28 protein-coding genes are annotated in these 24,250 nt (G+C 61.6%); 21 read left to right on the top strand and 7 right to left on the bottom strand.

Translation table 11 applies throughout. The annotated features are described in order from the left end of the window. Window positions 1-23: 23 nt before the first annotated feature. Complete coding sequence (locus ACWTU8_RS19880; RefSeq protein ID WP_455849488.1) at window positions 24-1,091, top strand: ABC transporter ATP-binding protein; 1,068 nt, start codon at window positions 24-26, stop codon at window positions 1,089-1,091. Between the two features lie 49 nt (window positions 1,092-1,140). On the opposite strand, the gene ACWTU8_RS19875 is transcribed toward ACWTU8_RS19880, so the two are convergent. From ACWTU8_RS19875 to ACWTU8_RS19865, 3 genes are all read right to left on the bottom strand, one after another. Further along, window positions 1,141-1,497, bottom strand: a complete 357-nt coding sequence (locus ACWTU8_RS19875) for a DUF488 domain-containing protein (protein ID WP_127209595.1) — start codon at window positions 1,495-1,497, stop codon at window positions 1,141-1,143. Window positions 1,498-1,542: 45 nt separating this feature from the next. Next, the gene (locus ACWTU8_RS19870; RefSeq protein WP_455849487.1) at window positions 1,543-2,799 is read right to left on the bottom strand and encodes an aminopeptidase; all 1,257 of its coding nucleotides are present in this window, start codon (window positions 2,797-2,799) and stop codon (window positions 1,543-1,545) included. A gap of 83 nt (window positions 2,800-2,882) precedes the next feature. Continuing rightward, window positions 2,883-3,797 carry a LysR substrate-binding domain-containing protein gene (locus ACWTU8_RS19865; protein ID WP_455849486.1) on the bottom strand — a complete coding sequence of 305 codons (915 nt, stop codon included), beginning with the start codon at window positions 3,795-3,797 and terminating at the stop codon, window positions 2,883-2,885. A 97-nt stretch (window positions 3,798-3,894) separates the two neighbouring features. On the opposite strand from ACWTU8_RS19865, the gene ACWTU8_RS19860 reads away from it, so the two are divergent. The 3 genes from ACWTU8_RS19860 to sbmA all read left to right on the top strand — a co-directional run bounded on the left by ACWTU8_RS19860 (window position 3,895) and on the right by sbmA (window position 6,784). Further along, window positions 3,895-4,119 (top strand): hypothetical protein, encoded by a 225-nt coding sequence (locus tag ACWTU8_RS19860; RefSeq protein ID WP_095518247.1) that lies wholly within the window; start codon window positions 3,895-3,897, stop codon window positions 4,117-4,119. A 150-nt stretch (window positions 4,120-4,269) separates the two neighbouring features. Then, window positions 4,270-5,385, top strand: a complete 1,116-nt coding sequence (locus tag ACWTU8_RS19855) for a YbfB/YjiJ family MFS transporter (protein WP_455849632.1) — start codon at window positions 4,270-4,272, stop codon at window positions 5,383-5,385. A gap of 121 nt (window positions 5,386-5,506) precedes the next feature. Beyond that, a complete protein-coding gene (gene sbmA, locus ACWTU8_RS19850) occupies window positions 5,507-6,784 on the top strand; it encodes a peptide antibiotic transporter SbmA (protein WP_455849631.1) in 1,278 nt (425 codons plus the stop codon). 27 nt (window positions 6,785-6,811) lie between these two features. On the opposite strand, the gene ACWTU8_RS19845 is transcribed toward sbmA, so the two are convergent. Further along, window positions 6,812-7,816: a polysaccharide deacetylase gene (locus tag ACWTU8_RS19845; protein ID WP_455849485.1), complete on the bottom strand. Its 1,005-nt coding sequence runs from the start codon at window positions 7,814-7,816 to the stop codon at window positions 6,812-6,814. 206 nt (window positions 7,817-8,022) lie between these two features. On the opposite strand from ACWTU8_RS19845, the gene ACWTU8_RS19840 reads away from it, so the two are divergent. Then, the gene (locus ACWTU8_RS19840) at window positions 8,023-8,688 is read left to right on the top strand and encodes a tetratricopeptide repeat protein (RefSeq protein WP_455849484.1); all 666 of its coding nucleotides are present in this window, start codon (window positions 8,023-8,025) and stop codon (window positions 8,686-8,688) included. A 3-nt stretch (window positions 8,689-8,691) separates the two neighbouring features. Next, window positions 8,692-10,125: a ribosome biogenesis GTPase Der gene (gene der, locus ACWTU8_RS19835; protein WP_455849483.1), complete on the top strand. Its 1,434-nt coding sequence runs from the start codon at window positions 8,692-8,694 to the stop codon at window positions 10,123-10,125. 252 nt (window positions 10,126-10,377) lie between these two features. Here the strand turns inward: der and ACWTU8_RS19830 are convergent, their stop codons facing one another. After that, window positions 10,378-11,133 carry an SDR family NAD(P)-dependent oxidoreductase gene (locus tag ACWTU8_RS19830; protein ID WP_455849482.1) on the bottom strand — a complete coding sequence of 252 codons (756 nt, stop codon included), beginning with the start codon at window positions 11,131-11,133 and terminating at the stop codon, window positions 10,378-10,380. Window positions 11,134-11,321: 188 nt separating this feature from the next. Between ACWTU8_RS19830 and ACWTU8_RS19825 the strand changes: the two genes are divergently transcribed. From ACWTU8_RS19825 to ACWTU8_RS19765, 13 genes are all read left to right on the top strand, one after another. Then, window positions 11,322-11,918: a L,D-transpeptidase gene (locus ACWTU8_RS19825; protein ID WP_455849481.1), complete on the top strand. Its 597-nt coding sequence runs from the start codon at window positions 11,322-11,324 to the stop codon at window positions 11,916-11,918. 200 nt (window positions 11,919-12,118) lie between these two features. Then, the gene (locus tag ACWTU8_RS19820; protein WP_084831507.1) at window positions 12,119-12,256 is read left to right on the top strand and encodes an ABC transporter; all 138 of its coding nucleotides are present in this window, start codon (window positions 12,119-12,121) and stop codon (window positions 12,254-12,256) included. Between the two features lie 142 nt (window positions 12,257-12,398). Continuing rightward, entirely contained in the window at window positions 12,399-12,983 is a 585-nt protein-coding gene (locus ACWTU8_RS19815; RefSeq protein WP_455849480.1) for a hypothetical protein, read from the top strand. Between the two features lie 159 nt (window positions 12,984-13,142). Continuing rightward, window positions 13,143-13,730 carry a protein-S-isoprenylcysteine O-methyltransferase gene (locus ACWTU8_RS19810; protein WP_455849630.1) on the top strand — a complete coding sequence of 196 codons (588 nt, stop codon included), beginning with the start codon at window positions 13,143-13,145 and terminating at the stop codon, window positions 13,728-13,730. 10 nt (window positions 13,731-13,740) lie between these two features. After that, window positions 13,741-14,520, top strand: a complete 780-nt coding sequence (locus tag ACWTU8_RS19805) for a hypothetical protein (protein ID WP_455849479.1) — start codon at window positions 13,741-13,743, stop codon at window positions 14,518-14,520. Further along, window positions 14,517-15,407: an SDR family NAD(P)-dependent oxidoreductase gene (locus ACWTU8_RS19800; protein WP_455849478.1), complete on the top strand. Its 891-nt coding sequence runs from the start codon at window positions 14,517-14,519 to the stop codon at window positions 15,405-15,407. The genes ACWTU8_RS19805 and ACWTU8_RS19800 overlap by 4 nt, the downstream gene beginning before the upstream one ends. After that, the gene (locus tag ACWTU8_RS19795) at window positions 15,317-15,655 is read left to right on the top strand and encodes a hypothetical protein (protein WP_455849477.1); all 339 of its coding nucleotides are present in this window, start codon (window positions 15,317-15,319) and stop codon (window positions 15,653-15,655) included. Before ACWTU8_RS19800 ends, ACWTU8_RS19795 begins: the two co-directional genes overlap by 91 nt. Before the next feature lie 279 nt (window positions 15,656-15,934). Continuing rightward, the gene (locus tag ACWTU8_RS19790) at window positions 15,935-17,119 is read left to right on the top strand and encodes a cell wall hydrolase (RefSeq protein ID WP_455849476.1); all 1,185 of its coding nucleotides are present in this window, start codon (window positions 15,935-15,937) and stop codon (window positions 17,117-17,119) included. 242 nt (window positions 17,120-17,361) lie between these two features. Further along, window positions 17,362-17,760, top strand: a complete 399-nt coding sequence (locus ACWTU8_RS19785) for an AtpZ/AtpI family protein (RefSeq protein WP_455849475.1) — start codon at window positions 17,362-17,364, stop codon at window positions 17,758-17,760. Between the two features lie 71 nt (window positions 17,761-17,831). Next, the gene (locus ACWTU8_RS19780; RefSeq protein ID WP_029355511.1) at window positions 17,832-18,590 is read left to right on the top strand and encodes a F0F1 ATP synthase subunit A; all 759 of its coding nucleotides are present in this window, start codon (window positions 17,832-17,834) and stop codon (window positions 18,588-18,590) included. A gap of 78 nt (window positions 18,591-18,668) precedes the next feature. Further along, entirely contained in the window at window positions 18,669-18,893 is a 225-nt protein-coding gene (locus tag ACWTU8_RS19775; RefSeq protein WP_023799397.1) for a F0F1 ATP synthase subunit C, read from the top strand. Between the two features lie 76 nt (window positions 18,894-18,969). Further along, window positions 18,970-19,569: a F0F1 ATP synthase subunit B gene (locus tag ACWTU8_RS19770; RefSeq protein ID WP_287336425.1), complete on the top strand. Its 600-nt coding sequence runs from the start codon at window positions 18,970-18,972 to the stop codon at window positions 19,567-19,569. A 10-nt stretch (window positions 19,570-19,579) separates the two neighbouring features. Next, the gene (locus ACWTU8_RS19765) at window positions 19,580-20,071 is read left to right on the top strand and encodes a F0F1 ATP synthase subunit B (RefSeq protein WP_127314363.1); all 492 of its coding nucleotides are present in this window, start codon (window positions 19,580-19,582) and stop codon (window positions 20,069-20,071) included. Between the two features lie 263 nt (window positions 20,072-20,334). Here ACWTU8_RS19765 and ACWTU8_RS19760 read toward each other — a convergent pair whose 3' ends face one another. Together ACWTU8_RS19760 and ACWTU8_RS19755 are read right to left on the bottom strand one after the other, a co-directional pair. Next, window positions 20,335-21,030 (bottom strand): ribonuclease HII, encoded by a 696-nt coding sequence (locus ACWTU8_RS19760; RefSeq protein ID WP_029355520.1) that lies wholly within the window; start codon window positions 21,028-21,030, stop codon window positions 20,335-20,337. A 153-nt stretch (window positions 21,031-21,183) separates the two neighbouring features. Beyond that, complete coding sequence (locus tag ACWTU8_RS19755; protein ID WP_455849474.1) at window positions 21,184-22,338, bottom strand: PA0069 family radical SAM protein; 1,155 nt, start codon at window positions 22,336-22,338, stop codon at window positions 21,184-21,186. A gap of 151 nt (window positions 22,339-22,489) precedes the next feature. Between ACWTU8_RS19755 and ACWTU8_RS19750 the strand changes: the two genes are divergently transcribed. Further along, window positions 22,490-22,996, top strand: coding sequence for a glycosyltransferase (locus ACWTU8_RS19750; protein WP_455849629.1), 507 nt, complete (start codon window positions 22,490-22,492; stop codon window positions 22,994-22,996). A gap of 189 nt (window positions 22,997-23,185) precedes the next feature. After that, window positions 23,186-24,121, top strand: coding sequence for a cyclase family protein (locus ACWTU8_RS19745; RefSeq protein WP_455849473.1), 936 nt, complete (start codon window positions 23,186-23,188; stop codon window positions 24,119-24,121). The last annotated feature ends 129 nt before the right edge of the window (window positions 24,122-24,250 follow it).

The following is a 24,250-nucleotide window of genomic DNA, read 5'->3' as shown; positions in this document are numbered from 1 at the left end:
ATCCGGGCTTCTGGAGACAGCGAATGGCTACCGTAGAATATAAGAACATCGCCAAGAATTTCGGGCATGTCGAGGTGATGAAGGACGTCTCCTTCGGCATTGCCGACCGCGAATTCGTCGTGCTTCTTGGGCCGTCGGGCTGCGGAAAGACCACGCTCCTGCGCATGACAGCAGGACTCGAGAGCGTGACCAACGGCGATCTGTTGATCGGCGACAGGCGGGTCAATGACGTTCACCCGCGCGATCGCGATATCGCGATGGTGTTCCAGAACTACGCGCTTTATCCGACAATGAAGGTGTTCGACAATATCGGCTTCAGTCTCGAAGTGGCGAAAGCGCCAAAGGCGGAGATCAGGAAGAAGGTCGAATGGGCGGCGGAAATCCTGAATCTCACGCCTTATCTCGGGCGCTATCCCAAGGAACTGTCCGGTGGCCAGCGCCAGCGCGTCGCCATGGGCCGCGCCATGGTGCGGAATGCCGCCGTCTTCCTTTTCGACGAACCGCTCTCCAATCTCGACGCGAAGCTGCGCACGCATATGCGGGTGGAAATCCGCCAACTCCACAATCGTCTCGGCACGACCACGATCTACGTCACCCATGACCAGATCGAGGCGATGACGATGGCTGACAAGATCGTGCTGATGCACGCCGGCAGGATCATGCAGATCGGCACGCCCGACGAGGTCTATGAGCGCCCGAACTCGAAATATGTCGCTGATTTCATCGGCTCGCCGTCGATGAATTTCATCGCTGGCGCTGTCGAGACCGCGGGCGGCAGTCCTCGCTTCGTCGCCGAAGGCGTGTCGATCGGCCTCTCACCGGAGATCAAGGCGAAGCCAGGCCAAAAGGTCATCATGGGCGTCCGGCCGCACGATCTCGGAATTTCGGATGCGGGTGAGATCAAGGGCGAGGTCGTGCTGTCCGAAACGACCGGCGCGGATGTTCAGATCCATTTGCGCGTGGCGGGATATGACGCTGTCGCCGTGGTGCCGCGTGACGAGCGCCGCAACGCCGGCGCCGCGATCAATCTTTCGGTACTGCCGGGCAAGGTGCACCTCTTCGATGCGGCCACGGAACTGCGTGTCGCCTGAGGAGATCAGCGATAAAGGCGTCGATGTGACCCGGCAGCGTGCGCGCTGCTCAGCCCTTTAGGCGGAGATAGTCGGCCAAGGCCACTGCGTTGTTATGCATGTCGTCCTGGGCGCCGTAGAGCAGCGTCACCCGGCCATTGTCGAGGAGGGCGCGCAATTGGCCGACCGCGTCGCTGTTCCTGTCGAGCTCGCCGCGATATCGCTGCTGGAATTCCATCCAGCGCGTCGGCTCGTGGCCGAACCATTTGCGCAATTCATCGCTTGGGGCGACGGTCTTCAGCCATAGCGTCAGCGCGGCGTCTTCTTTGCGGACGCCGCGCGGCCATACGCGGTCTATGAGCACCCGCTGGCCATCGCCAGGCGAGGGCGGCTCGTAGATGCGCTTGACCTTGATATCGAGTTTCATTGCCAACTCCGGGGTTGATCGCCATGACGGTTCGTCGGCGGCTCCTTACGCCCACTCGCCCTTACGCATAACCGGCACGCGGCTGCCGTCCTTGCCGACGCCGTCGATGTCGATCCTGTCCGAACCGATCATCCAGTCGATATGGATGAAGCTCTTGTTGCCGCCACGCGTCCCGATCTCCTCCTGGCTGAGCGAGGCGCCGTCGACGAAGCACTTCGAATAGCACTGACCGAGCGCGATGTGGCAGGCGGCGTTCTCGTCGAACAGCGTGTTGAAGAACAGCAGGCCGCTCGCCGAGACCGGCGAGGAATGCGGCACCAGCGCGACCTCGCCGAGCCGGCGCGCACCCTCGTCGGTGTCGAGCACCTTCTTCAGCACGTCCTCGCCCTTCGAAGCCTTTGCCCCGACGATCCTGCCTTCCTCGAAGCGCACCGAGATCTCGTCGATCAGCGTGCCCTGATATGACAGCGGCTTGGTGCTCGAAACACGGCCTTCGACGCGCCTGGCATGCGGCGTGGTGAAGACCTCCTCGGTCGGGATGTTTGGGTTGCAGGTGATACCGTTCCTGGCGGTCGAAGCGCCGCCCATCCATTCATGGCCGTCCGCCAGCCCGACGGTGAGATCAGTTCCCGGCCCGGTAAAATGCAGCGCATGGAAATTATGGCCGTTCAGCCATTCGGTGCGGCTGCGAAGAGCCGCATTATGCGCCTCCCAGTTGCCGATGGGGTCTTCCACATCAACCCGTGAGGCGGCAAAGATCGCGTCGGCGAGTTTTGCCACGGCGACGTCGTCGGTATCGCCCGGAAACACCTGCTTGGCCCAGGCGAGGTCGGGATAGGCGACGATGTTCCAGTTGATGTCGAAGCCGGTGATCTTTTCCAGCGCCGGCTGGTAGGCGATGGAATTCGCCTTGTTGGCACGCGCTACTTTGGCCGGATCCTGTGCCGACAGCAGCGAGGGGTCCTCGCCGCGCACGGCAAGCCGCGCCGCATTGTTGGCGAAGGCCTTCGCCATTCCCTCATAGAGCCAGCCGGCGGCGTGGTCGAAGCCGGCATCGGCCCCGTAGCGGAAGCGCGCCAGCGTCATCTCGTCGTCATTGAAAATGGGCGTCACCAGGCCAGCGCCGGCTCTGTAGGCATGCTCGACGATCCGTCGCGTCAAAGGCAGCGCTGCGATCGACGATGTCAGCACCAGATCCTGCCCCGGCTGCAATTGTAGTCCAACCTTGATGGCGACTTCGGCCAGCCTATCGAGCTTCACCGGGTCGATCGTTGCGGAAACGCCGCGCGAATGTGTGGTCATGATCCTGCCTGTCGCGATGTGGGGTCTGGTTCCTACATAGATCGCCGCCCCTGAGCTTTCCACCGCGATTGCACGGGGCAGGTTCAGTTCACGCTGGTGTGCGACCCGAATTGCGCCATCGTTGCCGCTGTTTCCTCGCGGATCCAGACTTTGAAATCCCTGACCTTGCGGCTTTCGGTCTTGGCGGCGGAGGTCACCAGCCAGTAACCCAGCCCGCTTTGGGCGCGGACTCCGAAGGGCGCGACAAGGCGGCCGTCGGCAAGCGCGTCGGCGGCCAGCAATTGCCAGCCGAGCATGACGCCGTGACCGGCGATCGCCGATTCCAAGCAAAGCATCGGGTCGGTGAAGCGCGCGCCTTTGAGGAAGGTGACCGGCTTTACCCCGGCGGCCTCAAACCAGCTTTCCCAAGTGATCATCGACCTTTCGTCGGTGATCGCGCACGTCAAGGCGAGGTCTTCGATCGATTTCAGTTTGTTGGCGATCACCGGGGCGCACACCGGGAAGACCTCCTGCGCCAGCAGCAGTTCCGCCCGCGCGCCCGGCCATGTCCCGTCGCCAAGCCGGATGGCGATGTCGATGTCCGAGCGGTCCAGATCGGCAATCCGCACCGAGGCGTCGATGCGCAGCAGCACGTTTGGATGGCGGGCGAAATGCCTGGACAGCCTCGGCAGCAGCCATTTCGAGGCGAAAGCCGGTGCGACCGAAACCACCAGCGTGCATTGCGATGCCTTGTCGGCGAGCGCTATCGCCTGGGCGAGTTCGCGAAACCCTGCCCCGAGCCGGGCGGCGAAGACGGCGCCGAATTCGGTCAGCACGAGACCACTTGCCGTTCGCTCGAACAGCGCCTGGCCGAGTTGCTCTTCCGTCCGCTTGACCTGCTGGCTGACGGCACTGGCGGACACGTTGAGTTCGCTCGCCGCAGCCGAAAGCGATCCCAGACGGGCGACGGTTTCCACGGCGCGCAGGCCGTTGAGGTGGACGCGGTTCAGCATGGCCATACAGTTTTTCTAAACCGACACGATTGAAATCTCAATTGAAACATACGGCGGAAGGGCAGATTTTAAGGGAATAGGCAGACCTATCGAGGAAAATCCGATGAAGATTTTATCATTGTTCAGGGGCTTTTCCGTTGCCGGCGCGCGGCAAAGCCGGTCGCATGAAAGTGAGACCACCCGATGGGCGACCGATCCGCTGTCGCATCCTGTGCTCGACACCATGTCGGAGCGCGAACTGGCCGACGTGCCGTTCAGGCTGACGGCCCGGCGCACTGCCTACGAGACGGGCATCACAGGTCGCCTCCGGCTAATGAAACAGATTTAGCGGTCCGGCCCTCTGAGGCGGACACCTGCCAACAGCCGTTGCGAGCCGTCCTGGCCCAACACAAGCGGATTGTTTGACAGGCTCGTGCACCTATTGTGCACTGCAATGAAAGCCGCCTTGCCATCCCCTTTGCGTCTCGCCTTCGCCGGCATGATTGCCCTGGCCGTTGCCATGGGCATCGGACGCTTCGTCTACACGCCGATCCTGCCCGGCATGATGGAGGAACTAGGCCTGTCGCCGGCGGATGCCGGCTGGATCGCATCCGCCAACTATCTCGGCTATCTCATTGGTGCACTTGCGGCCGTCGGCGGCTGGGCGCACGGTCGTGAGCGCCTGCTGATGCTGGCTGGTCTTGCCGCCACCGCAGTCCTCACCGGGCTGATGGGCCTGGCCGAAACGATGGCGGCTTTTCTCGTCATCCGGTTTCTTGCCGGTCTGGCTAGCGCTTTTGTCTTGGTGTTCATGTCCAGCATCGTTTTCGGCCATCTGGCCGCGGCCGGCCGAAACGACCTGCAGGCGCTGCATTTCGGCGGCGTCGGTCTCGGCATAGCGGCGTCCTCGGCGCTGATGGCAATCCTCGTCACCGCACAAGCCGGTTGGCCGGCGGGCTGGTTCTGGTCCGCCGTGATCTCAGCCGGCGCCTTTGCCCTCGTGGCACTGCTGCTCGGCAGCACTGCGACCGCCAACGGCGCCGATGGTCGCGAACCGGCGCTGCCGAAGGATCGGTCGCTGGTGAAGATCATTGTCGCCTATGGGCTGTTCGGCTTCGGCTATATCGTGACGGCGACATTTCTGGTCGCCATCGTCCGGCAGGGCGGCGGAAGCCGCGTCTTCGAAGCCATGGTCTGGATGGTCACCGGCCTTGCCGGGATACCCTCGGTCTGGCTTTGGCAGAAGATTGCGGGAAAGATCGGGCTCTACCAGGCTTATGCCTTCGGGTGCCTCGTCGAGGTCGTCGGCGTGACCTCGAGCGTCGCCATCGGCGGACACATTGGGCCGCTGCTCGGCGGGTTTCTGCTTGGCGGGACCTTTATCGCCATCACCGCGCTCGGCCTGCAGACTGGAAGGCAGCTTGCCTCGCAAGCGCCACGCCGGGTCCTAGCGTTGATGACGGCCTCGTTCGGCCTCGGTCAGATCATCGGTCCGATCGTTGCCGGGCTGCTTGCGCAAGCCTCGGGCGACTTCTTCCTCGCATCGATCATGGCCGCCGCCGTGCTGCTCGTCTCAGGCGCGATCACCTGGTCGGCTGCGCCAAAATCGCCATGATTGTGGTCTTGCTCGGGGCCGGGCATCGCGCACCGGCCATTTTCATTCCGATCGATGTGTGACCTTATGCCCGCTGAACAGCAACGCCGCTGATTTGCGCATCGACCGAGGATTTCCCACCGTGTTCGTATCCTTCTTCCCGCAGCCGAAGCTTTTTTTCATTTCGGCGGCCCTGTGGAGTGCGGTCATGGTGGCCGTGTGGTTTCTCGGTGGCGACCAGCTAGGCGCTTTGATCGGATTGCCCCCCCTCGCAGCGGATGCGGCGCCAATAATTGGCGTGTCGGTGTTCTGGTCGCCTCCATTCCTTTGGTTCTACATCTACTTTGCCCTTGGCGTGCTGCTCTTTTACGCCTTCTGGCATTGGTATTCCCCGCATCCGTGGGACCGCTGGTCTATCCTAGGTACTTCGCTGATATTATTCACGACCTATTTTCAAGTGCAGGTGAGTGTAGCGATCAATGCCTGGTACGGGCCGTTCTGGGATCTCATTCAAGCCATCCTCAGCAAAACTGTAACGGCGACAGAAGCTGATCTTTACGCGCAGGTATTGGCTTTCCTCGGCATCGCTCTCGTGGCGGTTACAGTTTTCGTCATTACGAACTTCTTCGTCAGCCATTGGGTGTTCCGCTGGCGTACTGCGATGAACAATTATTACATGTCGTATTGGCCTAAGCTGCGCCATATCGAAGGAGCTTCCCAGCGTGTACAGGAAGACACGATGCGGTTTTCCCAAATCATGGAAGACCTTGGTACCAGCTTTGTCGATTCCATCATGACCCTGATCGCTTTCATGCCGATTTTGCTGGCTTACTCTAAGCACATCACTGTATTGCCGTTCATTGGTCACGTTCCGCAGCCGCTGGTTGTGGCTGCGATTTTCTGGGCAATTTTCGGCACGGTTTGCATTGCTACCGCCGGCATAAAGCTTCCCGGCCTGCAATTCAGAAACCAGCGCGTCGAAGCGGCCTATCGTAAGGAACTCGTCTACGGTGAGGACAATCCAGATCGGGCGCAGCCGCCGACAGTTGCGGAACTGTTCGGAAATGTGCGCAGAAACTACTTTCGCCTCTATTTCCACTACGTCTATTTCAACGTGGTCCGCTATCTCTATTTGCAAACCAACAACATCTTCGCCCTCTTTCTGATGGTGCCCTCGATCATCGCGGGAACGATAACGCTGGGTCTCATCAACCAGATCAGTTCAGCCTTCAGCCAAGTGACTAGCTCGTTCCAATATCTTGTTAATTCATGGTCGACGATCGTCGAGCTTCTGTCGGTGCACAAGCGTCTGCGCGCCTTCGAGGCAACGATCCACGGCGAACCGCTTCCGGACATCGACCAGCATTATTTGGAGCGTGAGCAAGCCGGCCTGCGCCCTGAGGATCAGCCGGTAAGCTAAGAGTGATGGGCGGCGATTGCTTCCGGCTCAGCCGCCTGCCGACGCCTGCTTTTCGCCGCCACGTTGGCGCGAAACATAGTCGCGATAGCTGATGCACTCGACATCGGGTTTGGTGCAGACCTCGCCGGCAAAGCGCTCCAGCGCATTCCAGTAGGCGCCGTCATTCATCAGCGTGAAGTGGAAGCCGAGTTCCAGCGGAATGCGTTTTCCCTGGTGTTGGGCGTCGAAGGCGGCGCGAAAGGCGTCATAGGTCCGTTTGGCGAATTCGTCGGCCTTGCTTGGCCGCTCGAAGCCGCCGGAATGCCTGACATAGAGATTGTAATCCATCGCGATCACCCGCCTTGTGTCGGGACCTTCCGGAATTTGCGGCAGCGAAAAGCGCGTGATGCCGCTCAAGGTACGCGGTTGGGCGGGGCCACGCGACACACCGCTCGCGTCGAACAGGTAGCCTGCCTTTGGCAGGGCCTCGTAGAGCGCCGTGTTTGTCGACAGATAGGGTGCGCGAAAGCCGACCACCTTGCGCGCGACTTCGCGCCAGCCCGCCGGTACGGGGGCAATGCCGTTGATCGAATAGGCGTTTTCGAGAATGTGCGAGAAAGAGCCGAACTCGCTCAGCCAGTCTGCCTTGCTCCAGTCCTTGCCGTCGAAATGGCCGCAGCCATGGCTGCCGATATCGTGGCCCTCCAAGGCGGCAAGCTGAATCTGCTCGAGCCGGTCAGCGACTTCCTGTTTCGAGGCGGCAAAGCCGATATTGGATTTGCCTGATGTCTTGCCGGGTGCCCTGTATTCCTTGCGCGTTTCCGGCGAGAGCAGGAAGACGCAGGACACGAAATAAGTGAATTGGGCGCCGGTGCGCGCGGCCAGCGCCCGGCTACGCCTCCACTGCGAAATATCGCGAGCGCTGTCGAACGAGATGATGATGACCTGCTTTGGCTTTGTCGGCGCAGGCGTCGCGGGCGGATCGGCGACAGCAGTGCCCGCGGCAGCAAGCGACACGATCGAGAACGCAACAACGCGGGACAAACGAGGCATCGACATCTGATCTGGATTTGAGGAGGGTTCGAACGCCGGCTATCGGCGAAATGTGGCGCGGGTGCGGTCGCCCCTTTCAGTCACCCTTTACGTCGTCTATCCGGCGATTAGCCGATTTTCCGGTCGAACCCCTTCCATGCCGACAAAATTTCGCTAAAACGCGGGGCTCATGTACCCCCCTTCAGGGGCAGGAATGGTTTTGATCCATGTCGGACGACAGTTTTATCCGCGAAGTCAACGAAGAGATGCGTCGCGATCAGGCGCATGCGCTTTGGGACCGTTTTGGCCCTGCCTTGCTTGCGCTCGCGATACTGGTGGTGGTTGGCACCGCCGCCTTTGTCGGCTATCGCTATTGGGACGAGACCCGCGCCAATCGCTCGGGCGACGCCTTCTCGCAGGCTCTGAAGCTTGCCAATGAGGGCAAGAGCGACGAAGCGCTGGCAGCCCTCGCTGAGCTGGAGAAGGATGGCTACGGCGCCTATCCGTTGCTCGCCCGCATGCGGGCGGCAACCGTCAAGTCGGATAAGGGCGATGCCGCCGCCGCCGTCAAGGACTTCGACGAGGTCGCCGCCGACCCGGACATTCCCGCCGGCCTTCGCGACATGGCGCGCCTCAGGGCAGCATTGCTGCTCGTCGACCACGGTTCGTTCGCCGATGTCTCGAGCCGCGTCGAAGCGCTCACCGCCGATACCAACCCGCTGCGCCACACGGCGCGCGAAGCGCTCGGCCTTGCCGCCTGGAAGGAAGGCAAGGCGACGGACGCACTGAAACTGTTCGACCAGATCGCCTCGGATGACAGCGCCCCGCGCAACGCGCGCGAGCGGGCGACGTTGATGTCCGAGCTGATCCGTGGGTCGGGCGGCGTGTCGTGACGGATGACGTTCAAAGTCGCCATCATCGGCCGGCCTAACGTCGGCAAATCGACCCTTTTCAATCGTCTGGTGGGAAGGAAGCTGGCGCTTGTCGACGACACACCGGGCGTCACCCGTGACCGTCGCGTCCATGCCGCCAAGCTCTACGATCTGCATTTCGACGTCATCGACACCGCCGGCTTCGAGGATGCTGCTGCTTCGACGCTGCCGGGCCGCATGCGCGCCCAGACCGAGATCGCCATCCGCGAAGCCGACCTGATCTTTTTCACGATCGACGCCAAGTCCGGGCTGATGCCTGACGACAAGACCTTCGCCGAGATCGTGCGCAAGTCCGGCAAGCCGGTTGTCGTCGTCGCCAACAAGGCCGAGGCGCGCGGCGCCCAGGGCGGCATGCTGGAGGCGTGGGAACTCGGCCTTGGCGAGCCGATCCCGGTCTCGGCCGAACACGGCCAGGGCCTGCCCGATTTGCGCGATGCAGTGATCGCCGCACTGGGCGAGGCGCGCGCCTTCGGCGAAGAAGAAGAGGTTGCGGACGAGGAGACCGCCGCTAGCGAGGTGCTGATCGGCGAGGACATCACCGATCCGGATGCCGAGCCGAGCTATGACGATACCAAACCGATGCGCATCGCCGTCGTCGGCCGCCCGAATGCCGGCAAATCGACGCTGATCAACGCGCTGATCGGCGAGGAGCGGCTTTTGACCGGGCCGGAAGCTGGCATCACCCGCGATTCCATCTCCGTTGACTGGGACTGGCATGGCCGCCGCCTGAAACTGTTCGACACCGCCGGCATGCGCCGCAAGGCCAGGATCCACGAAAAGCTGGAAGTGATGTCGGTGCAGGACGGCTTGCGCGCCATCCGCTTTGCCGAGATCGTCATCATCGTGCTCGACGCCACCATTCCCTTCGAGAAGCAGGATCTGCAGATCGCCGACCTGATCATCCGCGAGGGCCGCGCACCGGTGATCGCCTTCAACAAATGGGATATGATCGACCATCCCCAGGAACTCTTGGCGGAACTGCGCGAGAAGACCGAGCGGCTGTTGCCGCAGGCGCGCGGCATGCAGCCGGTGCCGGTCTCGGCCGAGACCGGGCGCGGCCTCGACAAGCTGATGGATGCCGTCATCAGAACGCACAGAGTGTGGAACAGCCGCGTCTCGACCGGCAAGCTCAACCGCTGGCTGGAAGGCATCCTGGCGCATCATCCGCCACCCGCCGTGGCAGGCCGTCGGCTGAAGATCAAATATGTCACCCAGGCCAAGACGCGCCCGCCGGGCTTCGTCGTGTCCTGCTCACGGCCGGACGCGATGCCGCAATCCTATGTCCGCTATCTCTCGAACAGTCTGCGCGAAGCCTTCGACATGCCAGGCGTGCCGATCCGCATCGCCTTGCGCACCTCGGAAAATCCGTTCGCCACCAAGGCAAAAAAACGCCGCTGAGCGCCGCCGTCTTCTGGGCGCCAGCATCAGGCTACGCTTCGCAGGCGGCCCGCGGGCAGCGCCTGCACATTTCGGGCAGGCGATTCCACCGCCACCTGCAGCAGGATGTCGGCAAGTCGCGCCGCCACCGGGTCTGGCTCGGCCTCCCTTGCGATGCGGGAAGAGCGCCATCTCGGGCAGTGCGGGCAGCCCGGCGATCTGCGGCGTCATCACCCTGACAGTAGCCAGCACGAGTGGGGACAGCCACTGCACCTAATGGGCGGTGTAAGCTCCGTCCACCAGATGGTAGCTCCCAGTGATAAAGCTGGCCTGATCGGACAAGAGGAAGCACACAAGAGCCGCTACCTCTTCCGGTTTCCCGCGCCTGCCCATCGGCTGAAGACCTGCCATGCGCCGGCTGGCTAATACCTCCGTTTGCTCCGATAAAAGAGGCGTTTCGATCCAGCCGGGGCCGACGACATTGATCCGGATGCCCATCCTCGCATATTCAATCGCCGCAACCTTGGTCAATCCAACGACCCCGTGTTTCGCTGCCGTGTAGGCGGACGCAGTTGGCAAGCCGACGGAACCGAGAACGGAGGACATGTTCACGATGGCGCCTCCGCCTCGATCCAACATGGCGGCGATTTCGTACTTCATGCTGTAGAAAACGCCATTTAGATTGACGTTTATCAGCTTGTGCCAGTGGTCGAGCGGATAGTCTGCCGTTGCTTTTCGAATGCCGTCGATACCTGCATTGTTTACCGCCATATCCAGTCCGCCGCATTTCTGGACAGTGAACTCGATCAGCTTTTCGACGGCTGCCGCATCCGTGACATCGACCGCAAAGTCGTAGGCCCTGCCTCCTTGCGCGTTTATTTCGGCGGCCATGCAGCGCGCGGCCTCGGCATCAAGGTCGGCGACAACAACCTCGGCTCCTTCTTGCGCGAGTTGCCGTGAAACAGCCGCTCCTATTCCGGAGCCTGCACCGGTCACAATCGCGACTTTCCCATGGAAGTCAGCCTTCATCGTCTCTGTCCTATGCCCATTGTGACATAACCGAACAGAGGCAGACGGTTATCGCAAGAAGTTTCGCTCCAATTCGCTTGTCAATCCTGTGAATTCATTTCGCCACCACACAGCGAGACTTGGCCCGCAGGCCCTGGAATGGTAGAGACAAGGGTGGGGTAGATTGACCAGTTTCCTAGCAGGTAAAAATGGAAGAACACCACATTGCGCGCCGCGGGCTCGTGCTGGGTAGTCTGGCTCTGATGGTCTCCGGATGTACGTCGACATTACGACAGGTGACGGAGCCGATTTCATCCGCGTTCGGACCAAGAAGTGGCCTCAGTCCTCGTTACCGACGGCAGCATGTGCGGTACGACGGAAACGAGCCGGCTGGAACGATCGTCGTTGATACGTCGCAACGTTTTCTCTATGCCGTCGAGGGCGACGGGTGGGCGACGCGCTACGGCGTCGGCGTCGGCGAGCAGGGACTTTCGTTCAAGGGTACAGCGACCGTCGCCCGCAAGGCGGACTGGCCGTCGTGGACACCCACCGCCAGCATGATGAGGCGCAAGCCGCGCCTGGTGAAGTATGCAGGGGGGGTCCCTGGCGGACCAAACAACCCGCTTGGTGCGCGTGCCCTTTATCTCTATCGCAACGGGCGCGACACCCACTTCCGGATACATGGTACAAACGAGCCATGGACGATAGGCACAGCGGTATCGAACGGGTGCATCCGTTTGACAAATGACGACATCATCGACCTCTACGACCGTACTCCTTTGGGCACGACGGTGGTGGTCGTTTGATGGTGGCAGGCCTGATCTCCGTTGGATGGTGAGCCCTGCCGGCACGTCACCGCAAAGGTGCCGCCTGCAACCGGGCGCCGACTGTGTCATTTATGCACTAGGCGTTGGTGTAGATCGCAGCTAACTTGGCGGGGCTGCATATAATTTTTTATTTGTGGCGATTCTATAGGCTGTTCCGCCCCTGGGGAAAGGATTGCTTGATGAACAGAATGTTGATTGTAATGGTTGCCACCCTCGCCGTTACCAGCCTGAGCGGCTGCGCGAACGTGATCGGTAAAGGAAAGGGGAAGGCTCCTCCGCCGGAACCCGCTGCCGTAGAAGAGCCAGTGATTAAATAAGCACCGGCTTTCGGTGATTTGGGGAAGGGCCGCTGGGCCCTTCCCCATCGATATGCAGGGGCCAAGGCCGGATTCGCAGCCTACCTGCGGTTGGCTGGCATAGGCTGGCACTAGGTCTGCGGTCCTCGGAGTTGTGGATGAGATGACGCTTGTAAGTGGCCGTTCAACAATTGTGGCCCTGCTCGCGCTTGTCGCAGCGTCATGTCAGTCGCAGGACAACAAGCCCCAGCCGACTTTTGTGTCCAATGATCGGGCAGTGAAAACCGCGGCGATGCCGGCGCGCGCGGCCCAACGGCATTTCATTGAGTTCCGCTCCCGATACGCCCTTACCTACGGCCATTCCTACGTGATTTTTGGACGATTGAACCAGGCGGGACGGATGGTCAACCCCGAAGTCGCGGGGCTCGCTCCGAAGTCCAATGATCCCAATGTCTATGTTCTCGGCCATTTGGCGCCCGTGCCAGCCTCGACCGGGTGGACGGACGGCGACCTGGAAGATGCCTACCGGTCGGCAAGCTGGCGAGTTTTGCTTACCGAAGCCGAATATAGCAAAGTCGTCGCGAGCATACGAAAGTTGCAGGCCAGTTCTCCGCTTTGGCACGCCTCGCTCTACAACTGCAACGCATTCGTAGCGGACATCGCCAGATCCATGGGGTATAAGACCCCCGGTACCTGGCTCCGGCCGCAACAATTCATAACCAAGCTTCGGGAGATGAACGGGGGTTGAAATGCGATTGGCAAAACCGCTTTCGCGTCTCATTGCCCGGTTAAGTCCGAAAGGAACGCGCTCTGAATGTCAATCGGTCGACAATTCGGACGGTGACATCGTTGCGACAGCTTGTCGTGGTCCCAGATCGAGAAAAGGCTCCGGTGACCTGAAGTGACCATTGCTGTAGCCTCACTTGGCGAGATCATATGGGTGATCGGCATCGTCGCTTGGTACGTGATCCGGTATCCCTTCGAGCGCCGGGCAAGGCGCGTTCGAATTGTAGCTGGCGGCCGCTCAAGTTCCGACACTGTCGGGCTTGCATCGGCTCTCCTTGGCCTCGCGATCTTGCCTGGCTTCTATGTCGCCACCGGCATCCCCGCAGGGGCTGACCATCCGGCCAGCGCGTGGTCCGTGGCGCTCGGAACCATCATCTTCTGCTCTGCGCTGTGGATTTTTCGTCTATCCCACAAGGAACTTGGCCGTAACTGGTCGATTACGCTCGAGATTCGCGAACGGCATGAACTGGTCAGCGGCGGGCCATATGCCTTGGTCCGTCACCCGATGTACACCTCGTTCCTGCTTATGGGGCTTGGCCAGGCCTTTCTGCTGCCGAACTGGGTTGCGGGCATATCCGGTTTGATCGGTTTCGCAGTGCTTTTCCTGCTGAGAGTGGATAAGGAAGAGCGTATGATGCTGGAGAATTTAGGCTCGCAATACCGTGACTATATGGAAAGGACCAAGCGAATATTCCCTTATCTTTACTAGAGGTCGTTTGATGCGAGGCCGAGCCCTCAAGCTTTCGGCGCCCCGGCGCCTTGTTGGCGATCTGATGAGGTTTTCGATCGGCGTGCCACGCGTCGCGGTGCAGCGTCAGATGAACCTCGGCCCACTCGTAAGGGCTAGATTGGCGCAGCAGACCAGGCCCTCATGGACCGCGATCTTCCTGAAAGGATATGCGCTTCTCGCCCAAGAGGTGCCGGAGCTACGACGTGCCTATGTCAAGTTACCCTGGCCGCAGCTTTACGAGTATCCGGCAAGCGTAGCCTCGATTGCCCACGAGCGCGAATATAATGGCGAGCCGGCCGTTCTGCTGAGCTGCATCAAGTGCCCGGAGCGCTACTCTATCACGCAACTTGAGGAATCCATCCACGCGGCTCGATCACGGCCGATCCTGGAGGTCCCGGAGTTCCGGCGTGCCTTGCGGATGGCAGGTGCGCCCGCGCCAGTCAGATGGCTGCTTATGTGGCTAGGGTTGAACATCGGCCGGCAAAGGGCAAATTACTTCGGTACCTTCCAACTGTCCGTCTATTCTGGTCTCGGTGCGGAATCACTCAACCCGCTGACACCATTGACCACGCTTCTAAACTACGGTCCGATCGAAAAAGACGGATCGGTGAATGTCCGCATCCACTACGATCACCGGGTCATGGATGGAGCGAACGTCGCACGAGCACTGGAGAGATTCGAAAAGATTCTGAACGGCACTGTCGCCAATGAAGTGATGCTGCTCGGTCAAAATGTTGCCGATCCTGCAAGACAGAGGAACGCGACATGATTTCGCACCGTGAATTCCGGCCAGCCGTCGTCGTGATTGGCGGCTCGGGTGGAATTGGCCGGGCAATTGCGAGCGTCGCTGCACGGGAGCGCGGTGCGGTTGTGCTGGTTGCCCGCTCGCCCGAGGGTTTGGCCGCCGCGGCGGCTGAGGTTCGGGAGGGGGGTGGCGAGGCATTCACGCTCGAGTTGGATCTCGTGGCAGGCGATGCGCCAACGCGCCTAGAGGACTTTCTGTCCGCACACGGCTTGGTTTGTGATGTCCTGGTCAACAGCGCCGGCTATGGCCTGCGGGGCGCGGCGACGGCGCTGCCTATTGATGGTCAACTCGGCATCATCGATCTCAACATACATTCCCTCACAGAACTGACCCTCCATTTTCTGCCGGGAATGGTGGCGCGCCGACGGGGTGGGGTGCTCAATCTCAGTTCCGTCGCCGGGTTCGTTCCCGGGCCTTATATGGCTCTGTACTTCGCTAGCAAAGGTTTCGTTCGCTTCTTCTCAGAGGCGCTTCATCAGGAGTTGTACCGAACCGGCGTGACGGTCACATGCGTGGCACCGGGCCCGGTGTCGACGAAGTTTCTCGCAAGGTCAGGCGCCTATCAGACGGTGCTCTTCAACATCTTGCCCAAGGTGGATCCGGAGTATGTGGCCGAACGTGCGTGGCGAGGGTTCAAATCCGGTCGTCGTCTCGTCGTACCGGGAATCTCGGCCAAGTTGGCTGCCTTTGCGGCGGCGCTCCTGCCTTCCGCAGCGATGCTGCCCCTGGTCGGCCGGCTGCAACGCGGCGGCAATGATCCATGTCCTTGCGGTTCAGGTATGAAGTTCAAGAAATGCTGCGGTACCCGCCAGATCCAGCTACGCCGCGGCCCTCGGGGAATTATCCCCTGACCATCCTGGCGCATCATCCGCCCCGCATTGGCGGGGCGCCGGCTGAAGATCAAATATGTCACGCAGGCCAAGACTCGCCCGCCAGCCTCGTCGTGTCCTGCTCACGGCCGGACGCGATGCCGCAATCTTATGTCCGCTATCTCTCGAACAGCCTGCGCGAAGCCTTCGACATGCCAGGTGTGCCGATCCGCATCGCCTTGCGCACCTCGGAAATTCCGTTCGCCGGCAAGGCGAAAAAACGCCGCTGAGCGCTGTCTCGTCCTCAAGCCACGTTCTTCAGCTTTCATGCCTCGCATTTTCGGGCTTGTCGTCATCTGGTCGTGACCGGCGTCTGGCTGGCTGCGGCTTATTGCGCGCTGATCGCCTGGCCGATCTTTCTTCGGCCCGAACATGGCCGCAAAAGCGCCTGACTTCAGATCGACAGGGGGATCGACAGGGAAAACACGATCCAACCTGTTAACGCCCCATCAAGGTTAATGCATCATTGTGCCTCTCCAGTGGGGTCAGTTGCGTTTCTGGAGAGTTCCGTGCATCGACGTGTTCTGAAGCGGCTTGTCGCTGTCGCCGGTGAGAAAAAACGTTCCTTTCTGTCTCCTCTGGTCATTGGACTTGGCATCTGGGTCGGCTTTCCCAATGTCATTGCCTACCAAGACATGACGAGCCTGATTTCGGGCCTCAAGGCGCCAAATGCCCGCTGGAAAGCCTATGTCGAGAAATCCGTCGCCGGCTCGGTCCATGCCGCCGAAATGCCTTTCCTCGATTCCGACACCACCGGCTCGATCTCCGGTTCCGGCGTACGGTTGCCCGGCGTCGGCGCCGTGTCGTTTCGCGGCAAGGGCAGCGTGGCCAGCACGACGCCCGACGAGGACCGCATCATGCGTGCCGGCAAGAAGGGCCGCATCATCATCGTCTCGCCGGTCGCGCCGCCGAAGAACTTCAACGCCGGCTCGATTTTCGAGCGCACCTCCTCGCTGCTTCGCCCGAGCATGGACAGCGGCCTGAAGATGGCTTTCGCCAAGCCCGAGATCAAAGGCAAGGAAATCCAGATTGCCGCCGCGTTTCATAGGCGCGTCGACAAGAAGCCGGATCCTGGGGTGCCGGCCATGCTGGCCGCACTGGTCAACAACGACCGCCCCGACGTCTTGGCAACCGCCTACGCAGCGGCCGCGCCCGACTATGCGCAGGCTTCGCCCTTCGAGGCCTTGCTTAAGGACGAGAAGCCGAACGATGGCCGTTTCATTCCGCCGGTGGTCAAGGGCGATCATTCGTGGATGCAAACTCCGCTGCCGGCGAGCGTCTTCTCCAAGCCGGAACAGACTTGCCTCGCCAACGGCATCTATTTCGAGGCGCGCGGTGAATCCGTGCGCGGCCAGGCCGCCGTCGCCCAGGTCATCCTCAATCGCGTTCGCAATCCGGCCTATCCGAACTCGATCTGCGGCGTCGTCTATCAGAACGACAAATGGTTCAACCGTTGCCAGTTTTCCTTCGCTTGCGACGGCAGGAAGAAGCGCATCCAGAGCCCCTCCCACTACAAGACCGCGCAGGATATCGCCATGGCGGTCACTGCCGGCAAGATCTTCATCCCGGAAGTCGGATCGTCGACCCATTACTACGCCAACTACGTCAACCCGGGTTGGGCGCGAACGATGAAAAAAATGACCAAGATCGGCCTGCATATCTTTTACCGCACCTATGGCGGCGGCTGGAGTTGAGCGCTCCGGCAAGGCCCCGGGCGCGGCCGATCGACGACCCGTTGCCGGAGGGATTCGGTCGCGGCACGCCAACGACGGTAGCGGGCACGATGTCGCACCCTGGCAAGCGCTTGATTTAAATAGAGAAAATACTTAAGGCTGAAGTCCCGCCCGTGGCTTGACGGGCGCGGACCCTCTAACTATGTTGCCGGCGACTTAAGAGCGGACGGACGGCGACGATCTGACCGGGCAAGGGGGTTGCGATGGCCGACAAGAACGGGCCAGACGGAACCGGAGAAACCGGCCGCGGCAAACAGCGTCAAGCCGACATCCGCGACGACGATCTTGAGCGCCGCCGGCGCAACCTTGAAGCATCGCTTGCGACAAGGCGGCCGGGCCGGCTCGAGGGGAAAGACGACGCGAAAGCGGGCAGTGCAGCCGGATATGGCCAGGCGCTCAAGCTATCCAGCGAGTTCATCGCCGGGATAGTGGTTGGCGCTGGTCTCGGCTGGATCATCGACCGTCTGGCGGGAACCTCGCCATGGGGTCTGATCGTTTTTTTGCTGCTGGGTTTTGGCGCCGGCGTGCTCAACGTCCTGCGTTCCGCGGGGCTTATGGCGGAATTCGGACAGGGCGACAAAACGCGCGATCCGAAAGAATGAACTTGAGGCGCCGCTTGCCGGCGCAGTGAACAGGACACTAAAGCCGCGTGCGGCTTTGATGGGGATTTAAAGTGGCTGCTGACAAGGTCGATCCGATCCACCAGTTCCATATCAACAAGCTGATTCCGATCGAGATCGGCGGCTACGACCTGTCCTTCACCAATTCGGCGCTCTTCATGGTCGCGACCGTCGCCGTCGCATCGGCGTTCCTCTATCTCACCACCTCGAGCCGCAGCCTCGTTCCCACCCGTCTTCAGTCGGTCTCGGAAATGGCCTACGAATTCGTCGGCAACATGCTGAGGGACGCGGCCGGAACGCAAGGCATGAAGTTCTTCCCCTTGGTATTTTCGCTGTTCATGTTCGTGCTCGTTGCCAATCTGCTCGGTCTTTTTCCGTATTTCTTCACCGTCACCAGCCACATCATCGTCACTTTCGGCCTTGCCGCCCTGGTGATCGGAACCGTCGTCGTCTACGGCTTCATGAAGCACGGCCTCGGTTTCCTGAAACTGTTCGTCCCTCATGGCGTGCCGATTTATCTGCTGCCGCTGGTGGTGCTGATCGAGGTGATTTCCTTCGTCTCGCGCCCGGTCAGCCTCTCGGTTCGTCTGTTTGCCAATATGCTGGCCGGCCACATCACGCTGAAGGTGTTCTCGGGCTTCGTGGTGAGCTTGAGCGCGCTTGGCACGCTCGGCGTTGCCGGATCGGTCCTGCCGCTGGCGATGGCCGTGGCGCTGACGGCGCTGGAATTGCTGGTCGCCTTCCTGCAGGCCTACGTCTTTGCCGTGCTGACCTGCATGTATTTGAACGACGCCCTGCATCCCGGGCACTGACCCAGGCTGGCCAAGAGTTTCCGGCATTGCTGCCGGATGGAATTGCAACGGAATTTTAGATCCAAAGGAGTTGAACAAATGGAAGCAGAAGCAGCAAAGTTCATCGGCGCCGGCATCGCATGCCTCGGCATGGGTGGCGCCGGTATTGGCCTCGGCAACATCTTCGGCAGCTATCTGGCGGGCGCGCTGCGCAACCCGTCGGCTGCGGATGGCCAGTTCGGCCGCCTGATCTTCGGCTTCGCCGTGACTGAAGCGCTGGGCATCTTCTCCCTTCTCATCGCGCTTCTGGCCCTGTTCGGCTGAGCCCCTGTTCGGCTAAGATTGGGAATTGGACGGGCCGGCCGCAATCGGCGGCAGGCCTGATATCAGGGGATAGTCCATGTTCGTGACATCTGCCTTTGCGCAAGAGTCCGCACCAGCCGTCGAAGGCGGCCATACCGGCACGGAAGGCGATACGCATTCCGGGACCGGCGTGCCTGCCGAGGCGCACGGCGTGTTCCCGCCATTCGATCCGGCGACATTCCCGTCGCAGCTTCTGTGGCTGGCGATCACCTTCGGGCTGTTCTACCTCTTCCTGAAGAAGGTGGTGATGCCGCGTGTCGGCGGCATCATCGATGTCCGCAACGACCGCATCACCCAAGATCTCGATCATGCCGCCAGACTGAAGGGCGAGGCCGATGCCGCCGTTGCCGCTTATGAGCAGGAGCTGGCGGAGGCCAAGGCCAAGGCCAATGCGATCGGTCAGCAGGCCAACGATTCCGCCAAGGCGGAAGTCGAAGCCGCCCGCAAGAAGGTCGAGGCAGCGCTTGACCAGAAGCTTGGCGAAGCCGAGGCTCGCATTTCGTCCATCAAGGCCAATGCCATGAAGGAAGTCGGCACGATCGCCGAGGACACTGCTTCGGCCATCGTCGAGGCGCTTGTCGGCGGCAAGGCCAGCAAGGCCGAGATCGCGGCAGCCGTCAAATCCGTGGCCCGGTGAGGAGCGCATCATGGACGCCACATCACTCGCGACGCTTTGGGCCACCGTTGCCCTCGTCATTTTCCTGGCCATTGCCGTCTACATCAAGGTGCCGAGGCTGATCGCCAAGGCGCTCGACGCCCGCGCCGACAAGATCAGCAACGAGCTTGAAGAAGCGCGCCGGCTGCGCGAGGAGGCCCAGCAATTGCTCGGTCAATACCAGCGCAAGCGCAAGGAAGCCGAGCAGGAGGCCGCCGACATCGTCGCCGCCGCCAAGCGCGAGGCCGACATGCTGGCTGCCGAGGCGCACAAGAAGACCGAGGACTATGTCGCCCGGCGCACCGCGCTTGCCGAACAGAAGATCGGTCAGGCCGAGCGCGAGGCGATCAGCGAGGTGCGCGCCAGCGCCGTCGATATCGCCGTCGAAGCCGCCCGCACGCTGCTCGCCGGCAAGATTGACGCAAAGGCCGGCGCCGACCTGTTCAAGGCCTCGCTTCAGGACGTGAAGTCCAAGCTGAATTAAGCGACTTCATCCAGAAGTCATCGAAAGCCGCCCGGGAAACCTGGCGGCTTTTTTGTTATGGCGAGGATAATCTCCCCCTCGAGGGGAGATGGCCGGCAGGCCAGAGGGGGTAGCTGCGCGTGAATCGCCAACCTTCTTTTTTCGTCTTACATGCGTAGCGCCAGCCGAGGCGACCCCCCTCTGTCGCCTTCGGCGACATCTCCCCCTCAAAGGAGGGAGATTACGCGCTCAGCTGCATTCGCCGCGAGGATCGACCGAATCGCTCAATCCAGGCCGGAAAGGCTCTCTTCATCGAGCACTTCGGTTCCGCCAAGCCGGAACGGTGCGAAGGACGCGCGGTGCAGCCGCGCCACCGGTCCATGCATCTCAATTGCGGTGCGGTGGCGGACCGTGGCGTAGCCCATATGCAGTTCGAACCCGTAATGCGCGTGATGGCTGCCGCAGCCGCACATCATGCGGTCGCGCATCACCTTGGCGACGATCGAGGCGGCGGCGATCGACTGCGAGCGTTGATCGCCCTTGATCAGCGCTCTTCCTTCGCATGGCAGTCCGGGTGGCACGTCTCGGCCGTCGGCCAAGGCCAGCTTTGGCTGCACCGAGAGCCCGACCAGAGCGCGGCGCATCGCCTCGAGGCTGGCCTTGAGAATATTGCTGCCATCGATGCCTTCCGCGCTGACCGAGGCCATCGACACGCCAAGAGCGGAGCCGAGGATTTTCAGGAACAGCGCCTCGCGCTGCAGATGGCTGAGGCGCTTGGAATCGTCGAGACCATCGGGAATGTTGGCGGGATCGAGTACCACCGCTGCCGCGACGACCGGCCCGGCGAGCGGGCCGCGGCCGGCCTCGTCCATTCCCGCCACCGGCCACAGGCCTTCGGCCATCGCCTTCGTCTCGAAGGAGAAATCGGGTCTCTCGACGATTTCGAAGAGAAGCGGAGAATCAGAACGCGCGCGAGCCATGTTGCGGCGAGGTTCGCATCGGCTCCGATTCTCCGCAAGCCCCTCCGGGTCGGTGAGGCACCGGACCCGGAGGGCACCGTCTGCAAGCCCGGGGACAGGACAGGCCGGACGGATTTTTCCATGTGCCGCCGGCAGCGGCGGCACACGATGTATTCAAAGCAGCATCAGTTGCTCGGTTGCCTTGGCCGCAGCGACGAACTGGTCGGTCCTGAGCGACCGCCGCTCGGCATTGAGACCAAGCCGTTTGGCGGCGATCTCGAAGCGCCGGCCGATCTGCCAGGCATACGGGCCAGAGCCTTTCATCCGCTTGCCCCATTCCGAATCGTAATCCTTGCCGTCGCGCATCGAGCGGATCAGCGACATCACGTGACGGTAGCGGTCGGGATAATGGCGCAGCAGCCAATCCTTGAAGATAGGCGCGACCTCCAGCGGTAGCCGCAGCAGGACGTAGCCCGCCTCACGCGCGCCCGCCGCGTAGGCCGAATCGAGGATGCGCTCCATCTCCTGGTCTGTCAGGCCAGGGACGATCGGTGCGACCATGACAGAGGCCGGAATGCCGGCATCCGAAAGCTGCCTGATCGCCTCCAGCCGCTTGCTGGGCGTCGAGGCGCGGGGTTCCATGGTGCGCGCCAGCATGCGCTCGAGCGTCGTCACCGACAGCGCCACCTTGGCCAGTCCGCGCTCGGCCATGCGCGACAGGATGTCGATGTCGCGCGTCACCAGCGCGGATTTGGTGACGATGCCGACCGGGTGGCCGCGCGCCTCCAGCACTTCGAGGATCTCGCGCATGATCCGGTACTGCTTCTCGATGGGCTGATAGGGATCGGTGTTGGTGCCGATGGCGATGGTGCGCGGCTGGTAGCCGTCCTTCGACAGTTCCTTGTCGAGCATGCGCGCCGCATCCGGCTTGGCGAACAGCTTCGATTCGAAATCCAGCCCCGGCGACAGGCCCATGAAGGCATGCGTAGGCCTGGCGAAACAGTAGACGCAGCCATGTTCGCAGCCGCGATAGGGGTTGATCGAGCGGTCGAAGGAAATATCGGGTGATTCGTTGCGGGTGATGATGGTGCGCGGCTTCTCGACCTGCACCTCCGTCTTGAACGGCGGCAACTCCTCCAGCGAATTCCAGCCGTCGTCGAAGACATGCCGGCTGACCGGCTCGAACCGCCCGGACGGATTGATGCCCGCGGAACGACCGCGATTGCGCTCCGGACGCACGCGCATCCCGCTCTGTTCGATCATCGCATTGGCCATCTCGGCTCGTCCTGCTCCAAAGGCTGCAATGTCGGCACGCACGATCTGTTCCATTTTCGCCCTCTCCCAGGGACTGTCGGCTGGCTGTCGAATCGCTCTGTTCATGAAATTATTCCTATTTCGTTTTCTAGAACAAATCAAGAACAATTTTATGATGCGACGCAAAAACTGGCGCTGCGCCCGGCTTTCCGCTATTCGGCTAACGATGCTCAGCGTTCTCATCCAGACCCTGAATGACGAGGAAAGACTTGCCCGCACGCTCGCCTCGCTGATCGGCGGCGCGGTCGAGGGCGTGGTGCGCGATGTCATCGTCTGCGACACCGGCTCGACCGATCAGACCCACCGCGTTGCCGAACATGCCGGTTGCCTTTATGTGGCGAGCGGTGGCATTGCTGCCGGCATCAGGCAGGCCAAGGGCGACTGGCTGCTGCTGCTGGAGCCGGGCGCACGGCTGGCGGAGGGCTGGATCGACGAGGTCGTCGCCCACACCGCCAGGCAAACCATGCCGGCGCGGTTCTCGCGGGCGCGCGGCAGCCGCGTGCCGTTCCTGTCGCGGGTGTTTTCGGAAAACCGAGCACTGGCCGAAGGACTGGTGATCAGCAAGCGTCAGGCCGCGGCCATGTCGAAAAACGCCCGCAGCGCCGAAGCCATCGCGCGCCGCCTCGCGACCAAGAGGCTCGACGCCGAGATCTGGGTGGCGCCGGTGAAGTGAAGGGCGTCCCTCTCCGGTAAGCGGGCGAGGGAATAGCGCGTCCTCCGCTGGGATGAGGCGGCGCTCAAGCCGTGGGCGGAAAGCGGCTTGGTGGAAGCCGTATTGGCGCGACACTCCTGCGAGGAATGCATATGCTTGTCGTCCTGCGGGAAACTCGCGATACTCGGCGACGTCTAGGGGAGATTGCAGATGAATGTATCTCAATTCGTTCGTATCGCCTTACTCGGAGCCGCTTGGTCAGTGCCGGCGATCGCGGTGGCGCAGGAATCGTCCCTTTGGTCGGTTTATGAGAACACGCTCAAATCGGCCAAGTACATCGATCTGACCCATGCCTTCGAGCCGGTGCAGCCCGTATGGCCAGGCTTCGCAAATGCCAAGTTCAAACCGGCTGTCGCCGGCAAGGATATCGAGGGCTACGTCAAGGCCGGCGAAGAGTTCACCTACGACAAGCATTTGTTCGTCGCGAGCGCCTACGAGTTGACGACAGACCAGTATGGCACGCAGCTCGATCCGCCCTCCCACTGGAACCCACTCGGTGCAACGATCAGCGACCTGCCGGCCACTTATGCCGTGCGGCCGCTCGTCGTGATCGACATCAGCGGCAAGGTGCAGACTGACGAAGGCTATCACCTCCAGGTCGCTGACATCGAAGAATGGGAAAAGGAGCACGGCCGCATACCGGAGGGTTCGGTCGTCTTCGTGCGTTCGGATTGGCACAAGAAATGGTCCGATGCCGCCCGTTTCAACCAGAAGCCGTTTCCAGGCGTCAGTTTGGACGCGCTGAAGTTCCTGCATCTGGAGCGGAGGATTCTGTTTCATGGTCATGAGCCGCTCGACACCGACACCACGCCCAATCTCGAAGGCGAACATTGGCTGCTTCACAACGATTTCACTCAGGCAGAAGGCGTTGCAAATCTCGACAAGGTGCCAGAGGCCGGGGCGTTGGTCACAATCGGCTTTGCCAAGCCGCTCGGCGGGTCAGGCGGATATGCGCGTTACGTCGCGATTGCACCCGCCGACTGGACGGAGGGCGTTTCGGTCATCGAAGCGCCCGGCGTGCCGCTTTCCCGGCAAACCGCACCGCTCAAGCGCGACGAGAACGGCGTCTTCCGTCCGACGCCCTGATCACTGGCGATGTCAGTCGGGAGGCCGGGGCCATGGCGCGTTCCATTCCGCGCGATTTGTCGCGCAAGTCGGGACAAAAGGCCCGGACTACCAACCCCTCCGGCGCTCGCGAAAACGTGACTGTCCCGA

The organism is Mesorhizobium sp. BHbdii, from assembly GCF_053848045.1.
This window is presented reverse-complemented; position numbering and strand designations above follow the sequence as displayed.

Excerpts from the sequence above, each read along its gene's own strand:
- ACWTU8_RS19840 (WP_455849484.1), top strand. The coding sequence starts at position 8,023 with ATGTCGGACGACAGTTTTATCCGCGAAGTCAACGAAGAGATGCGTCGC.
- ACWTU8_RS19865 (WP_455849486.1), bottom strand. The coding sequence starts at position 3,797 with ATGGCCATGCTGAACCGCGTCCACCTCAACGGCCTGCGCGCCGTGGAA.
- ACWTU8_RS19855 (WP_455849632.1), top strand. The coding sequence starts at position 4,270 with ATGATTGCCCTGGCCGTTGCCATGGGCATCGGACGCTTCGTCTACACG.
- ACWTU8_RS19820 (WP_084831507.1), top strand. The coding sequence starts at position 12,119 with ATGAACAGAATGTTGATTGTAATGGTTGCCACCCTCGCCGTTACCAGC.
- ACWTU8_RS19880 (WP_455849488.1), top strand. The coding sequence starts at position 24 with ATGGCTACCGTAGAATATAAGAACATCGCCAAGAATTTCGGGCATGTC.
- ACWTU8_RS19815 (WP_455849480.1), top strand. The coding sequence starts at position 12,399 with ATGACGCTTGTAAGTGGCCGTTCAACAATTGTGGCCCTGCTCGCGCTT.
- ACWTU8_RS19870 (WP_455849487.1), bottom strand. The coding sequence starts at position 2,799 with ATGACCACACATTCGCGCGGCGTTTCCGCAACGATCGACCCGGTGAAG.
- ACWTU8_RS19825 (WP_455849481.1), top strand. The coding sequence starts at position 11,322 with ATGGAAGAACACCACATTGCGCGCCGCGGGCTCGTGCTGGGTAGTCTG.
- ACWTU8_RS19770 (WP_287336425.1), top strand. The coding sequence starts at position 18,970 with ATGTTCGTGACATCTGCCTTTGCGCAAGAGTCCGCACCAGCCGTCGAA.
- ACWTU8_RS19875 (WP_127209595.1), bottom strand. The coding sequence starts at position 1,497 with ATGAAACTCGATATCAAGGTCAAGCGCATCTACGAGCCGCCCTCGCCT.
- ACWTU8_RS19830 (WP_455849482.1), bottom strand. The coding sequence starts at position 11,133 with ATGAAGGCTGACTTCCATGGGAAAGTCGCGATTGTGACCGGTGCAGGC.
- ACWTU8_RS19765 (WP_127314363.1), top strand. The coding sequence starts at position 19,580 with ATGGACGCCACATCACTCGCGACGCTTTGGGCCACCGTTGCCCTCGTC.
- ACWTU8_RS19845 (WP_455849485.1), bottom strand. The coding sequence starts at position 7,816 with ATGCCTCGTTTGTCCCGCGTTGTTGCGTTCTCGATCGTGTCGCTTGCT.
- ACWTU8_RS19775 (WP_023799397.1), top strand. The coding sequence starts at position 18,669 with ATGGAAGCAGAAGCAGCAAAGTTCATCGGCGCCGGCATCGCATGCCTC.
- ACWTU8_RS19745 (WP_455849473.1), top strand. The coding sequence starts at position 23,186 with ATGAATGTATCTCAATTCGTTCGTATCGCCTTACTCGGAGCCGCTTGG.
- der (WP_455849483.1), top strand. The coding sequence starts at position 8,692 with ATGACGTTCAAAGTCGCCATCATCGGCCGGCCTAACGTCGGCAAATCG.
- ACWTU8_RS19795 (WP_455849477.1), top strand. The coding sequence starts at position 15,317 with ATGTCCTTGCGGTTCAGGTATGAAGTTCAAGAAATGCTGCGGTACCCG.
- ACWTU8_RS19805 (WP_455849479.1), top strand. The coding sequence starts at position 13,741 with ATGCGAGGCCGAGCCCTCAAGCTTTCGGCGCCCCGGCGCCTTGTTGGC.
- ACWTU8_RS19755 (WP_455849474.1), bottom strand. The coding sequence starts at position 22,338 with ATGGAACAGATCGTGCGTGCCGACATTGCAGCCTTTGGAGCAGGACGA.
- ACWTU8_RS19760 (WP_029355520.1), bottom strand. The coding sequence starts at position 21,030 with ATGGCTCGCGCGCGTTCTGATTCTCCGCTTCTCTTCGAAATCGTCGAG.
- ACWTU8_RS19750 (WP_455849629.1), top strand. The coding sequence starts at position 22,490 with ATGCTCAGCGTTCTCATCCAGACCCTGAATGACGAGGAAAGACTTGCC.
- ACWTU8_RS19785 (WP_455849475.1), top strand. The coding sequence starts at position 17,362 with ATGGCCGACAAGAACGGGCCAGACGGAACCGGAGAAACCGGCCGCGGC.
- ACWTU8_RS19860 (WP_095518247.1), top strand. The coding sequence starts at position 3,895 with ATGAAGATTTTATCATTGTTCAGGGGCTTTTCCGTTGCCGGCGCGCGG.
- ACWTU8_RS19800 (WP_455849478.1), top strand. The coding sequence starts at position 14,517 with ATGATTTCGCACCGTGAATTCCGGCCAGCCGTCGTCGTGATTGGCGGC.